Source organism: Aeromonas sp. FDAARGOS 1402 (genome assembly GCF_019046925.1).
GTDB classification, from domain to species: domain Bacteria; phylum Pseudomonadota; class Gammaproteobacteria; order Enterobacterales; family Aeromonadaceae; genus Aeromonas; species Aeromonas caviae.
In genome coordinates, this window is the sequence record NZ_CP077201.1 from 3164539 (window position 1) to 3177995 (window position 13457).

General features: G+C 63.9%; 11 protein-coding genes and 1 riboswitch. Of the genes, 4 read left to right on the forward strand and 7 right to left on the reverse strand.

What is annotated here, in order from left to right:
* Positions 1 to 524: 524 nt before the first annotated feature.
* Positions 525 to 2795 carry an LTA synthase family protein gene (locus tag I6L32_RS15170; RefSeq protein ID WP_216944101.1) on the reverse strand — a complete coding sequence of 757 codons (2271 nt, stop codon included), beginning with the start codon at positions 2793 to 2795 and terminating at the stop codon, positions 525 to 527.
* Positions 2796 to 3046: 251 nt separating this feature from the next.
* Here I6L32_RS15170 and I6L32_RS15175 point away from each other — a divergent pair, with 251 nt between their 5' ends.
* Positions 3047 to 4141, forward strand: coding sequence for a hypothetical protein (locus I6L32_RS15175; protein WP_216944102.1), 1095 nt, complete (start codon positions 3047 to 3049; stop codon positions 4139 to 4141).
* 116 nt (positions 4142 to 4257) lie between these two features.
* On the opposite strand, the gene lysC is transcribed toward I6L32_RS15175, so the two are convergent.
* Positions 4258 to 5610 carry a lysine-sensitive aspartokinase 3 gene (gene lysC, locus I6L32_RS15180; protein ID WP_010674363.1) on the reverse strand — a complete coding sequence of 451 codons (1353 nt, stop codon included), beginning with the start codon at positions 5608 to 5610 and terminating at the stop codon, positions 4258 to 4260.
* 87 nt (positions 5611 to 5697) lie between these two features.
* A riboswitch (Lysine riboswitch) is annotated at positions 5698 to 5922 on the reverse strand.
* Between the two features lie 109 nt (positions 5923 to 6031).
* Positions 6032 to 7360 (reverse strand): amino-acid N-acetyltransferase, encoded by a 1329-nt coding sequence (argA, locus tag I6L32_RS15185; RefSeq protein ID WP_041215931.1) that lies wholly within the window; start codon positions 7358 to 7360, stop codon positions 6032 to 6034.
* Positions 7361 to 7612: 252 nt separating this feature from the next.
* Here argA and msrA point away from each other — a divergent pair, with 252 nt between their 5' ends.
* Positions 7613 to 8245 (forward strand): peptide-methionine (S)-S-oxide reductase MsrA, encoded by a 633-nt coding sequence (msrA, locus tag I6L32_RS15190; protein ID WP_010674365.1) that lies wholly within the window; start codon positions 7613 to 7615, stop codon positions 8243 to 8245.
* Positions 8246 to 8547: 302 nt separating this feature from the next.
* Here msrA and I6L32_RS15195 read toward each other — a convergent pair whose 3' ends face one another.
* From I6L32_RS15195 to I6L32_RS15205, 3 genes are read right to left on the reverse strand one after another with little or no spacing between them, the layout of a single operon-like run.
* The gene (locus I6L32_RS15195) at positions 8548 to 8883 is read right to left on the reverse strand and encodes a DUF3802 family protein (protein WP_041215402.1); all 336 of its coding nucleotides are present in this window, start codon (positions 8881 to 8883) and stop codon (positions 8548 to 8550) included.
* Positions 8884 to 8943: 60 nt separating this feature from the next.
* Positions 8944 to 9423, reverse strand: a complete 480-nt coding sequence (locus tag I6L32_RS15200) for a GNAT family N-acetyltransferase (protein WP_128274285.1) — start codon at positions 9421 to 9423, stop codon at positions 8944 to 8946.
* A 3-nt stretch (positions 9424 to 9426) separates the two neighbouring features.
* Positions 9427 to 9798 carry an MmcQ/YjbR family DNA-binding protein gene (locus I6L32_RS15205; RefSeq protein ID WP_124813428.1) on the reverse strand — a complete coding sequence of 124 codons (372 nt, stop codon included), beginning with the start codon at positions 9796 to 9798 and terminating at the stop codon, positions 9427 to 9429.
* Positions 9799 to 9904: 106 nt separating this feature from the next.
* On the opposite strand from I6L32_RS15205, the gene I6L32_RS15210 reads away from it, so the two are divergent.
* On the forward strand, positions 9905 to 10699 hold the full coding sequence (locus I6L32_RS15210; RefSeq protein ID WP_104452773.1) for an alpha/beta fold hydrolase: 795 nt from the start codon (positions 9905 to 9907) through the stop codon (positions 10697 to 10699).
* Positions 10700 to 10714: 15 nt separating this feature from the next.
* Here I6L32_RS15210 and I6L32_RS15215 read toward each other — a convergent pair whose 3' ends face one another.
* Complete coding sequence (locus I6L32_RS15215; RefSeq protein WP_216944103.1) at positions 10715 to 11692, reverse strand: LysR family transcriptional regulator; 978 nt, start codon at positions 11690 to 11692, stop codon at positions 10715 to 10717.
* 63 nt (positions 11693 to 11755) lie between these two features.
* Here I6L32_RS15215 and I6L32_RS15220 point away from each other — a divergent pair, with 63 nt between their 5' ends.
* Complete coding sequence (locus I6L32_RS15220; protein ID WP_216944104.1) at positions 11756 to 13453, forward strand: L-lactate permease; 1698 nt, start codon at positions 11756 to 11758, stop codon at positions 13451 to 13453.
* Positions 13454 to 13457: the final 4 nt, after the last annotated feature.

The following is a 13457-nucleotide window of genomic DNA, read 5'->3' on the forward strand; positions in this document are numbered from 1 at the left end:
AAATTTATGGTGCACATTTTCAGAGATTTTCGAGAGAATACTAGTCCATGTGTATTTTAGATATTGTTCTCTCTGTAGTCGGCACCATCAAAGGCTTTGAGAGTTTTGAGACATTTTTCGAGTGCGTGGGTAGTCTGGGCGCAAGTGAGTGTGGCTCAAGGCCTGAACGTATCGAACGCTCCGATGGCTCTGGGCTGGCCGGGAATGAGGGAGAAAGCGGCCCGGCCCGGAGAAGGTGCGGGAACATGGGGGCACGGGGTCTGAAGGTCGGCAAAATTGTTCAATTTTGCTATTCGATAATGAATTATCGTTTGATATATCTAAACAAAAAATAGCCTGTCAGGGGTCGAAAGCCCAGATCAGGACGAACATGGCGAGGTGCAGGCGGCACTGTACTCGCATCCCGCCCATAAAAAGAGGTCGCCCGGGCGACCTCTTTGTCGTCTGCGACTTCGCTGCGGATCAGGGCAGGGCATCGGGCCGGAAGGTGTTGCAAGGATCTGTGTCCCTCGTGTCTCAATCGATCAGGGCAATGCATCGGGCCGGAAGCTGGCGCGGATCTGCGGCACCAGGGGGGAGGGGTCGAAGCCTTTCTCCTCCCCGAGCACCGGGTGGAGCAGGGGTTGGTCCCGGATAGGGGTGAGGTCCCCCGCCAGCAGCTGCCTTGTGGCCTGACCCATCTGGTAGAGCTGGCGCACCGGGTCGAACTGGCGGGCGAGATCCAGCCCGTCCCCGGCCCGGGTGAAGGCCATCATGGGGATCTGGTAGCTGGCATCCCGTGGCGGTTTGGCGCCGTGGATACCCTTGTCGGCCGACATCAGGAAGGGCTGGTGGTCCCCGAAGGCCACCACCAGGTAGCGCTTGCCGGAATTGTCCAGGGTCTTGAGCAGCCGCTCCAGGGAGGCCATGGCATCCACCACCCCCGTGTAGTAGGTGTTGAGCAACTGGGTATCCGCCGGGCTCTGATCCGGGCAGGCGCCGCTGCGCTGCTGGGCCCGGTAGCGATCCCCGTCGAAGGGGCCGTGCCCCTGCATGGTGACCGCGTAGGCGAACAGGGGCTGATGGTCCTGGTTGCTGCGTTTGAGCAGGTGATCGATGAGGGCATCGTCGGAGATGTAGAGCCCCTTGTGCTCGAGGGCGCTGAAGCGGGTATCGAACCAGCGCTCCTGGTAGCCGAGGGCCGGGATCGCCTTGGCGCGGCCCCAGAACTTCTCCACATAGGGGTGGGCGAACAGGGTCTGGTAGCCGCTTTGGGCTGCGCTGCGCGCAAGGCCGGGCACCTTGTCCGAGAGGTAGTAGTAGGGCACCACTCCCTGTTTGAGCAGGCCCACCGGCAGGCCGGTGTTCATCTCGAACTCCGCCAGTACCGTCATGCCACCCGTGGTGGGGGAGTGGATGGTCTTGCGCCATTGGGCCACGCTGGCGGGCAGGCTCAAGGTGGGGGCGGGGGCGCAGAGACGGCCCTGCCAGTCAAGCCAGAGCGACTCGTATTGCAGCACGATCACCAGATCGAAGCGTGGAGCCCTGGGCTGGGCGGGCAGGCTCAGCTCCGGGGTGCGCTCGTTGATCTGCAAGGGGTAGCGAAACACGTTGCCGCTTTGCAGCATCTCGTCCACCAGGTTGAACAGGTAGAGGCCGGGGCCGGCGCGGATGATGTCCCTGTGGTAGTTCACCGCCCTGTCCACGTAGCGGATGTTGGCCCCTAGCAGCTTGTTGCCGGTCTGGGTGGCGAACACGCAGAGGGCGAAGAAGGCGGCGGTGGCGGCGGTGGTGCGCAGCAAGCCCCGCAGGATCCAGCGGGAGAGGGCGAAGCGCCACACCAGAAAAAGGAGCCCCAGCACGACGAGCACCGGCACCACAGGGTGCTGATCGAGCAGGATGTGCAGCAGGGCCAGCAGGTTGCCCAGATCGTCCCCCCCCAGCGGCACCCCGTAGATGGCGATCTTCATGAAGTTGGCGAGCAGCCCGATGCCCGAGAGGGCGGTGAAGAGCAGCCCCATATAGAGGCTGAAGCCCGCGAGGGCGCAGAGGCTCCAGCCCAGCACCATGCTGCCCCAGGCGAGGTAGTAGTGCTCTGGCCGAAAGCCCGACCAGAACAGGAATTCCCCCAGCTTGAACACCACGAAGCCGTGGAGCAGCACGAAGGTGAGGTTGCCAAGCAGCAGGCTGCCTGCCACCCGGGCGCGGTAGCTTCGGCGCAGCCGCGGCAGCAGGGCCTTGAGCACGGCGGCGCTCACCAGCAGCACCAGCAGCAGGCTGGTCATCAGGTAGAGGAGGTTGAAACCGCGCTCCGGCAGGGTCTGGAGGATCTGGCTGTATTCGGCGCTCTCCGGCCTGTCTGCCAGCAGCAGCCCGATGCGCAGCTGGTAGCGGCTGTCCAGGGCGTCGTCGGGAGCGCGCAGGGCGCTGTTGAGGCTCAGGGTGCAGCGCTCCTTGCGGCACTTCTGGCGCTTGTCCACCGCCTGGCTCAGCTGATCGATGCGCACCCCTTTGTCGTTGAGCAGCTCCACCCGCACCTTGTCCCCCTCCTGCAGGGGTTTGAGCAGTTGCCACTGGCTGCGCACCACCAGATAGAAGCCCCGGTTGTCACTTTTGTAGAGCAGGCTGTAGCGATTGAGGGTCGCGATGGGCTGATCCGCCGGGCCCAGAATGAGGGGGGCGGCACGCCCGAGCCAGCTGACGGGGTTGAGCAGCGGCAGGGCGAGGGTCAGCAGCAGCAGGGCGGTCAGCAGACCCAGCAACAGCCCGGCCAGGGGCTGGGAGGCGGGGCGGTGGCCGGTGACGGGGGCATTCATAAGGGCTCATCCTTGGAGCGGTCATGGCAGCGACGACTGCCTCTATTTTGACCCGATGGTGCGTGGCTTGTTCCTTGATGTCAATTTAATGACAACAAGATGAATATTCCGTGATGAGCACTGTGAAGCAATTTGTGATCCCGATCCGCCAGGGGCACTCATTCTGTGATGAAAGCGTCATCATGAGCCTTTGCCGCTGGTCTGGGAGGGGGGCGCTGTTTAGTCTCTCAGTAACGGTTGGAGGTACATGTATGAATCCCAAAGTTGCGGCGCGTCAGGCCAGATTGCTCCAGATGCTGGAGAGCAAAGAAGAGATCCGGATCGGGCGGGAGCGGGACTGCCCCCTGCCGCTGCCCCAGCTCGTCCGGCTGACCGAGGATCACCCGGACGTCGTCAAGGTCTACGGTCACGGGCTCACCGCCGAGGTGTTCCATCTCAAGGTGGAGGGGCACCACTGGTGCCTGAAACGCTGCCGCCAGGACTCTCTGGTGGCCAATGTGGACGGCAAGACCGCCTTTCTCACCGAGCTGGAGCGGCGTCGGGAGATAGAGAGCCTGCGGGAGCTGCATCCCACCATCCTTTCCAACGTGGTCTGTACCAGTTTCGGCTCCGCCCGGGCCGGGGTGCTGGTCTCCCCCTGGCTGCGGGGGGAGCCGGTGCGCACGCTGTGCGAGCGCAACCTGTCGCAGATGCTGGCGGTGGAGGCGGAGCTGGCCCGCTGGGGCTGGTTTGACTGGGATCCGAGCCCGGGCAACCTGCTGGATGACGGCCAGCATATCTCGGTGTTCGATTTTGGCTACATGTGGCCCTTCGATCCCCTGCACGAGTTCAATTCCAACGGCCTCACCGATCCCGACTTCCACGTGCCTGAGCGGCTGGAAACCCGCACCCTCTCCGGGCTCTGGCTGGACGAGGCGGATCCCTTGCCGCTGTTTCGCCGCTGGCGCGAGCTCTGCCTCGCCTGGGCCAGGGGAGAGCTGCAATACCTGTCGCGGGAGGGGGCGAGCGCCCCCGTGCTGGCGCGGATGCAGGGACTGGTGGGGGAGTGGAGTGCGGCGCTGGCAAGCGACGAGGCGCTGGCGGCCAACTGGTGGCGCGACATGTACCGCAGCCATCGGCTCGACATCCTGGACGACCTCAGCGGCAAGAGCTGCGGCCCGCTCACCCTGCGCCGCCTCGACTGGCTGGAGCAGGCGGTACGGGAGCACTTCCCGGCCCTGGTGGACAATCTGGCCCCTGACGAAGCGGGGCTCGGTCAGGCCGGGTTGCTGCAACGGCTGGGAGGGCTGCGCGAGCAGATCCGGGCCAATCTGCTGCCCACCCGGGCCACCCTGGTCACCAGCTGATGGTGGAAGAAGAGTGACAAGAGGGGCGCCGCGGCGCCCCTCTTTGCTGAGTGGGGAAGGCCGCCCCGGGTGTGATGGGGCGGAGGAGGCTTGTGGTGTGCCAGCGCCGGGGCGACTCAGTCGAGCAGTTCCCGGTGCAGGCAGTTGACGATGTGGCCCGCCTCGTCCTCTTTGACCAGGAAGCAGAGGTTGTGGGCGCTGGCGCCGTAGCAGATCATCCGGATGTTGTGCTCGCGGATGGCGTCGAACACCTGGCTGCCCACCCCGGCCGCTTCGCTCATGCGGTTGCCGATGAGCGCCACCAGGGCGAAACCGGTCTCCACTTCCACCTTGCACAGCTGGCCGAGCTCCGCCAGCACCTTGTCGTTCAGGATGGGTTCGCCGTTGCTCTGGCTGCCGGTGTGATCCAGGGTCAGGGAGACGCTCACCTCGGAGGTGGTGATGAGATCCACCGAGATGCGGTGACGGGCCAGGATGCCGAACACCTCGGCCAGGAAGCCGTAGGCGTGGAACATGTTGAGGCTGTGCAGGGTCACCAGCACCTGCTGGCGGCGCAGGGCCACGGCCCGGAACAGCGGGTTGCTGCGGGTGGTGGCGCGGATCCAGGTGCCACCGGCGGCGGGATCCTTGGCGGAGCCCACGAACACCGGGATGTCCTGGCGCAGCGCGGGTTGCAGGGTGGCCGGGTGCAGCACCTTGGCGCCGAAGGTGGCCATCTCCGCCGCCTCCACGAAGCTGATTTCGGGGATGGGGCGGGCGCGGGTGACCAGGCGGGGATCCGTGGTGTAGATGCCGGGCACGTCGGTCCAGATCTCGATGCTGCCTGCGTCCAGGGCCTCGGCCAGGAGGGCCGCGCTGTAGTCGGAGCCGCCACGGCCGAGGGTGGTGGTGCGACCATCGCCGTCGGCACCGATGAAGCCCTGGGTGATGACCAGGCTGTCACCCAGCAACGGGCCCACCGCCTGCTGGCAGAGGGCGCGGGTTGCCGCGAGATCCACGGTGGCCTTGCCAAAGCGGCTGTCGGTGCGCAGCAGCTGGCGCGCATCCTGCCACTGGGCCTTGACCCCGCGCTGGTGCAGGAGTTCGGTAAAGAGACGGGTGGACATCAGCTCGCCGCAGGCGATGAGGCGATCGGCGAGTTCGGCGTCGGTGTGCTGACTGGCCTGACGGGCCATGGTGCGAATGTCGCCGAGCTGGGCATGGATGAGGGCGCTCACGTCGCTCGGGTTGCCAAGGGCGGCCAGAATGGCCAGCTGGATGTCGGCAAGCCTGGCAAGCTGGGCATCCTGTCCGGCTTCGTCCAGTTCACCCTGAGCCAGGCTCACCAGCAGGTTGGTGACGCCGGCGCTGGCGCTCAGCACCACCACCCGGGTCGCCGGATTGGCCAGCACCACGTCGGCGCAGTGGTTCATGGCCGCGGCATTGGCGACGCTGGTTCCGCCAAACTTGGCGACATTGATCGGGTTCATTGCATACTCCTGTCTCAAGGTGAAAATCCGGTTTCATCGGGCAAAAAGAGAGGAGGAGGCAAAAAATGGCAGGAAAACGCGAGGATCCCGGCCAGAAGCACTCCACCTGCAGAGCCCATCCCGTACCGGCCCCAGGTGGGGCGCGGTGTGGGATGACCACTACCGATGACAACCCGGGGGATTCAGCCCCCGCAGCCGACGTGGCGGTGTCCAGTCACTCGCCTCGTCTCGGCGCTGCTCCCCCTGACCCAAGTTCACCGGACACTGGTGTCCTCCCTTGGGCTGCCTGGGCAGCGCTCCTCTTCTGGTGCCACCTGTGACAGGTGGCGTGCATGTACAAATACCTTGGTCTGGATTGCACTGTCAATCGAGTTCGTAAAAAAGAACAAAATTGACGGTAACCAGGCACAAGATCAATCAGTTACGAAATGGTCTTGGACAAAACCTTGGAGCGACGCTGCCAGTTGTAGAAGCGCTGGCGCTCCACCGGCAGATCTTCGACTTCCAGGGGATCGAAGCCCCGCTCCCGGAACCAGTGGATGGAGCGGGTGGTGAGCACGAACAGGCGACGGATGCCGAGCCGCTTGGCCCGCTCGGCCACCTTGGCGATCAGGGTGTCTCCCCGGTTGGAGTTGCGATACTCCGGGTGGATGGCGACGCAGGCCATCTCGGCCATGGCTTCTTCCATGAAACAATAGAGCGCCGCGCAGCCGATGATGAGGCCGTCCCGCTCGATGATGGTGAACTTGTCTATCTCCATCTCCAACTGCTCCCGGGAGCGGCGCACCAGGATCCCTTCCTCCTCCAGCGGACGGATGAGATCCAGGATGCCGCCGATGTCCTCAATGGTGGCGGCCCTCGCCCGCTCGGCGCTTTCGCGCACGATCTGGGTACCCAGTCCCTCGCGGCTGAACAGCTCCTGCAGCATGGCGCCGTCGTCCTGATAGCTCACCAGGTGGGAGCGGGGCACGCCACCCCGGCAGGAGGCGATGGCCGCGCGCAGGTAGCGGGCGGTGCCTGACATCTCTTCACCCGCCTGCTCCAGCGCCACCAGCAGCTCTTCGGCCTGTTCGGGGAAGAGCTCGGAGATGGCCTCTCCGTGCCTGTCCATGACCCCCTGGGTGCTGCTGAAGCAGATGAGCTTGTCGGCTTTGAGATCCACCGCCACCCGGCGGGCAACCTCTTCCGAGCTCAAGTTGAAGCTCTCGCCGGTGACCGAGCAGCCGATGGGGGAGATGAGCACCAGGCCGTGCTGATCCAGCTGGCGGGTGATCCCCTCCACATCGATGCGACGCACCCGGCCGCTGTGGCAGAAGTCGATGCCGTCATCCACACCCAGCGGCTGGGCGGTGACGAAGTTGCCGCTCACCACACTGATGCGGGCCCCCTGCATGGGGGTGTTGGCGAGGCCCATGGAGAGCTGGGCGGTGATGTCGTATTGCAGACCGCCGCACACCTGCTTGATGATGGCGAAACTGGCATCGTCGGTGACCCGGATCCGCTTGTGATACTGGGCCTGGATGCCGGCGCGGGCCAGGGCCTCGTCATTTTGCGGACGCGAACCAAACACCAGCACCAGGCGGATCCCCAAGGTCTGCAGCAGGGCGATGTCGCTGACGATGTTGGCGAAATTGGGGTGACAAATGGCTTCCCCGCCGATCATCAGGACGAAGGTGGCACCCCGGTGCACATTGACATAGGGGGTGGATTGCCGAAAGGCATGGACCAGGCTGGGTTCGCGTTCACGCACGTGTTTCATTCCATAAAAAAGCAGCAATTTGCCCAATATATGAAAATAAATTCACAAATCAAGACTAAATATCGACTTGATGTTTTTTTGTCGCCATTTTGACCAGTGCGGGCGGGGAGGGGGAGACGCAGGCGAGGGCGGGAGGGTAGCCCCGGGGGCCGCTCCCTGGTTGATCCGGGCTAATAACCTGATATCTTCGGTGTTCCTTTTCGTCAGCCGCATTGCGCGGGGTTTTATACAAGGACAGGGCATATGGAGCAGATTATTTCACCGGCAGAGGCGCTGCCGGGACGGCGGGAAGCGCTGGAGATTGGCCAGGTGCACGCAGTAAACGGCCACCCGACCCAGGGGCCCTGGCCCGAGGGGATGGAGCTTGCCTGGTTCGGCATGGGCTGTTTCTGGGGTGTGGAGCGTCTGTTCTGGCAGCAGCCCGGGGTCTATTCCACCGCCGCCGGGTATCAGGGGGGGCTGACCCCCAATCCCACCTACAAGGAGGTGTGCAGCGGCCTGACCGGCCACGCCGAGACGGTGCAGGTGGTGTTCGATCCCAAGGTCATCAGCTATGGGGATCTCGTCAAGCTGTTCTGGGAACACCATGATCCGGCCCAGGGGATGCGCCAGGGTGGCGACATCGGCACCCAGTATCGCTCCGTCATCTTCGTCGGGGACGACACCCAGGAGGCGATTGCCCAGCAGAGCCTGGCCGCCTACCAGCAGGCCATGACGGCGAGCGGTGACGGGCGCACCATCACCACCCGCATCCTGCCGCTGGCCCCCTTCTACTATGCCGAGGATTATCACCAGCAATATCTGGAGAAAAATCCCGAGGGGTATTGCGGCCTGGGGGGCATCGGTGTCTGCCTGCCTCCCAGCCTGAATCGCTGAGGCATCAATGCATACCACGGGGGCCATCAGGCCCCCGTGTTATTGTGATGAAAAATAATTGAAAAAAATGCGTCAGGTGGGGAACTAAACTGAACCCTGGCTGACCAACAGGGTAGCGACCACGGATGGTTGCCAAGACCAGACACATTTTTTGCCCCGAAATTCATTACTCTGACAAGCGCGATGAATTGACAATGCTAGCAAGCAGGGCTGCCCGATGAGGCGGCCCTTTTCATTGGGCGTCCCGCCTCACTCCTCGCCTCATTGCATCTCGTCCCCTTGCCGTCACGGCAGGGATGGGATCAGCCGATGGTGCTGTCGAACAGGTTCTTGATGAGGTCGATGAACTCGATGAGGAAGGCTTGCTGGGCTTCGCTGGGGGCGGACAACCAAACGGCGGAGAGCACCTCTTCCAGGTCGGCGACCACGGCATCGGCCTCCTGCATGATCAGGAAGCGCACCTTGGGGTCGAGCTGGGGGTTCTGCTCGCAGATGGCCATCAGGTTGTCGGCCACCCGGCTGCTCACCAAATCCTCGATGGTCTGGGCACCGCCGCCTTGTTGCTGGCTCTCGAACAGACCCAGACTCTCTACCAGATACTCGATCAGCGCAATGTAACCGTCGCTCTCTACCACCATGATGGCTGCCCTTTCTTCATTGCCTTGGGGAAATGGTGCGTATTTTAGTGGCTGAACCCGTCATGGCAAGCGGCAGTGGAGCCGATGGCGGATAAATTGGACACCGCCGCGCTCCACCGTCTCCAATCCGGTCAGCAGGAAGCCGTGACGCAGGAAGAGGGCGAGGCTGAAGGCGCTCGCCTCCGTGGTGAGGCTGCCAAGCCCCATCTGGCTGGCGGCTGCCAGCACCCGCTCCAGCAGCAGGGTGCCGAGCCCCTGGCGCGGATGATCCGCGCTCACGTAGAGCAGGCTGAGATGACCGTCATCGCTCAGGGTGGCAAAGCCAAGGGGCACATCGTCTTGCTCGATGACCCAGCCATGGTGCTCGCGCAACTGGCTGGCAAGCCCCGGGTGATGGGCCCCCCTGGCCCACTGCTCCACCTGCTCCGGGCTGTAGTGTGCAGGCCCCAGGCGGCGTACCGACTGCTCGAACAGATCCAGCAGCCTTGGTATGTGCGCCTCCTCGAGGGGGACGATGCGAGAAGAAGAAAGAGACGGCATGGGTCAACCCTCCCTGATGGTCGCGCGGGGGCCCTGGGGCCGCTTCGCCCTGGGCAGACCCGCCACCACCCGCTCATAGGAGTGGACTATCCAGCCCTGCCAGAGATCGTCAGACAGGCCTTCACTCAGGGTCACCGTGTTCCAGTGCTGCTTGTTCATGTGCCAGCCCGGTTTCACCTCGGGGTGGATCTCCCGCAGCAGCAGGGCGAGCTCGGGTTCGCACTTCAGGTTGATGGAGAGGGGCTCCGCCTGCCAGTCCACCAGGGCAAACATCTTGCCGGCGATGCGGTAGACCAGGATCTCCGGGCCGAAGGGGGTGTCCTCGGTGGCGCCGGGCTGGCTGAGCAAAAATTCACGCAATTGAACGAGGGTCATGGGGACTCCAGGCTGGTCCGATCATGGTGGAAGCATGTTCACCGGGGTGAGCCTTCTGTTAATATGCGCGCCGAGTATACCCCCCATCACCCCGGGAGCCCATGAGATGTTGTACCACAAGACCTTTGAACTGGGTCCCGATCGGGATTGGGTGGTGTTCGTGCACGGTGCGGGCGGCAGCTCCTCCATCTGGTTCAAGCAGTTGCGGGCCTACCGGGAGCACTTCAACGTGCTGCTGCTGGACCTTCGCGGTCACGGCCAGTCCAACCAGCTGCAGCAGGTGGTAAAGGGGCACTACAGCTTTCGGGCCGTGACCGAGGATATCCTGCGCCTGCTGGATCACCTGCGCATCCCCCACGCCCATTTTGTCGGCATCTCCCTTGGCACCATCCTCATTCGCCATTTGGCGGAGCTTCGCCCCGAGCGGGTCAAGAGCATGGTGCTCGGCGGTGCCATCCTGCGTCTCGACATCCGCTCCCGGGTGCTGGTGCAGCTTGGTCGCCTCGGCCAGCACTTCCTGCCCTACATGTGGCTCTACCGCCTGTTCGCCTTCATCATCATGCCGCGCCAGCACCATCAGGAGTCCCGCAACCTCTTCGTGCGCGAGGCCAGAAAGCTGTGCCAGAAGGAGTTCAAGCGCTGGTTCCGTCTCGCCACCGAGGTGAACCCCCTGATGCGCTACTTTCGCGAGCGGGCCCTGCCCATTCCCACCCTCTACGTGATGGGGGAGGAGGATCACATGTTCCTCGCACCGGTGCGCGAGCAGGTAGCCCGCGACCCTTACAGTTGCCTCGAAATCATCGAAAAGTGCGGCCACGTCTGCAACGTGGAGCAGCCGGATCACTTCAACCGCCAGTCCCTGGCGTTTCTCTCCCGTCAGGCGGCGTCATCCGCCCTTTGAGGCCCGGCAAGGGTCTCAGATGAAGTAGTGGCCAATTTCCAGATAGCGCTGGCGGATGTGCTCGATGAGCAGCCTTATCTTGCGCGGCGGCTGGCGGGTGAAGGGGTAGACGGCGTAGATGCCGAGCTTCTTGCCCACCCGGTCGGGAAACAAGTCCACCAGATCCCCCTGCATCAGGTCGTGATAGACCAGACAGCGCGGCACATAGACGATACCGCGTCCTCCCAGCGCCGCCTTGCGCAGGGCCCCGGCGTTGTCGGTTGAAAAGCTCCCCGACACCGACACCAGGTAGTTGCCATCTTCCCCCTTGAAGGCCCACTCCGAGGCCCCCGTGCTCTGGTAGGCGTAGCGCAGGCAGTTGTGGGTGAGCAAGTCTGACGGCTCGCGCGGCGCCCCGAAGCGACGCACGTAGGCGGGGGCAGCGCAGATCACCCACTGGGAGTCGAGGATGTGGCGGGCAATCAGGCTCGAATCATCCAGATAGCCGGTGCGAATGACCAGATCGAACCCCTCTTCCACCAGATTGACGAAGCGGTTGTCGAGCGACATCTCCACCGTGAGCCCGGGGTGCTGCTGGCAAAAATCGGCCACGGCGTCGGCGAGCAGCAGCTCCCCCGAGATGGTGGGCACCGACATCCGCACATGACCGCTCACCTTTTCACCGAATCCCGCCACCGCATCGAAGGCGTCCAGTGCGGCGGCCTTCACATTTTTGGCACCCTGATAGAGCTCCTTGCCCGCCTCGCTCAGGGTCAGCCGGCGGGTGGTGCGATAGAGCAGCTGCACCCCGAGTTCCTCTTCCAGGCGCCCAATCCGTTTGCTAACCACTGAATTTGTCAGGGAATTTTGTTCGGCCACCTTGCTGAAGGAGCCTGCCTCCACCACCTGGGCGAAGAGAATGAGGTCGTCGGTACTGGCCATATTTGTCGATTTTAGGAATGAATGTTGTTCATTATTTCCATATATCGCGAAAAAGGAACAGGGTAAGGTCACGTTCGCTTAACAAAACAACAACAAGGTGCGCCCGTCGCACGACCTCTGGACAAGGATGCAATGATGACAGACACCCTGTTGGCCCTGGTGGCCTTCTCGCCGATCGTGGTGGCCGCCGTGCTGCTGGTCGGCCTCAACTGGCCCGCCAAGCGCGCCATGCCCATCGCCTTTATCCTGACCGTATTCATCGCCCTCTGGGGCTGGCAGATGAGCCCGACCCGGGTGCTCGCCTCCAGCCTGCAGGGGCTCATCATCACGGTGACCGTGCTCTGGATAGTGTTCGGCGCCATCCTGATGCTCAACACCCTGAAACACACCGGTGCCATCGCCGCGATCCGCGGCGGTTTCACCAATATCTCGCCGGACCGGCGCATCCAGGCCATCATCATCGCCTGGTGCTTCGGTGCCTTTATCGAGGGAGCCTCAGGGTTTGGCACCCCGGCCGCCATCGCCGCCCCCCTGCTGGTGGCCATCGGCTTCCCGGCGCTGGCCGCCGTGCTGCTCGGCATGATGATCCAGTCCACCCCGGTGTCGTTTGGTGCGGTGGGTACCCCCATCCTGGTGGGCATCAACAAGGGGCTGGATAACCAGGCCATCGGCCACACCCTGAGCGCCGGCGGCAGCAGCTGGGACATCTACCTGCAGCAGGTGACCACCAACGTGGCCCTCATTCACGCCACCGTCGGCACCCTGATGCCGGTGCTCATGGTGATGATGTTGACCCGCTTCTTCGGCCGCAACCGCAGCTGGACCGAGGGGCTCTCCATCCTGCCCTTCGCGATTTTCGCCGGGCTCGCCTTCACCGTGCCCTATGCCCTCACCGGCATGCTGCTCGGCCCCGAGTTCCCGTCCCTTATCGGCGGCCTGGTGGGGCTGGCTCTGGTGGTGACGGCGGCGCGCCACGGTTTTCTGGTGCCGAAGAACACCTGGGATTTCGCCCCCGAGAAAGAGTGGCCCGCCGAGTGGCTGGGCTCCTTGAAGCTCGATCTCAAAGAGGCCGCCGGCCGCCCCATGTCGCTCATGCTGGCCTGGCTCCCCTATGTGGCACTGGCGCTCCTGCTGGTGGCGAGCCGGGTGAGCCCGGAGTTCAAGGCAAGCCTCCTGTCGGTGAGCCTCGCCTTCACGGATCTGCTGGGGGAGAAGGGGGTCAGCGCGTCGATTGAGCCGCTCTACCTGCCGGGGGGGCTGCTGGTGCTTTGCGCCCTGCTCGCCACCTGGCTGCAATCGCGCTCCCTCGCCCCCTTCGGTCGGGCGCTGGGGGAGTCCAGCCGCACCCTGATCGGCGCCGGCTTCGTGCTGATTTTCACCGTGCCCATGGTGCGCATCTTCATCAACTCCGGCGTCAACGGGGCGGATCTCGCCAGCATGCCGGTGACCACCGCCAACTTTGCCGCCGGGCTGGTGGGGGAGTTCTTCCCGGCGCTCAGCGCCACCATCGGCGCGCTGGGGGCCTTTATCGCCGGCTCCAACACGGTATCGAACATGATGTTCAGCCAGTTCCAGTTTGAAGTGGCCCAGACCCTGGGGGTCTCCACCGCCGCCATGCTGGCCCTGCAGGCAGTCGGTGCGGCGGCCGGCAACATGATTGCCATTCACAACGTGGTGGCGGCCTCGGCCACCGTGGGGCTGCTCGGTCGTGAGGGGGCGACGCTGCGCAAGACGGCGCTGCCGACCCTCTACTACCTGCTGGTCACCGGCCTTATCGGGCTGGCGCTCATGTACAGCTTCCACATCTCGGACGCACTGCTGCAGCTCAAGTAAGGAG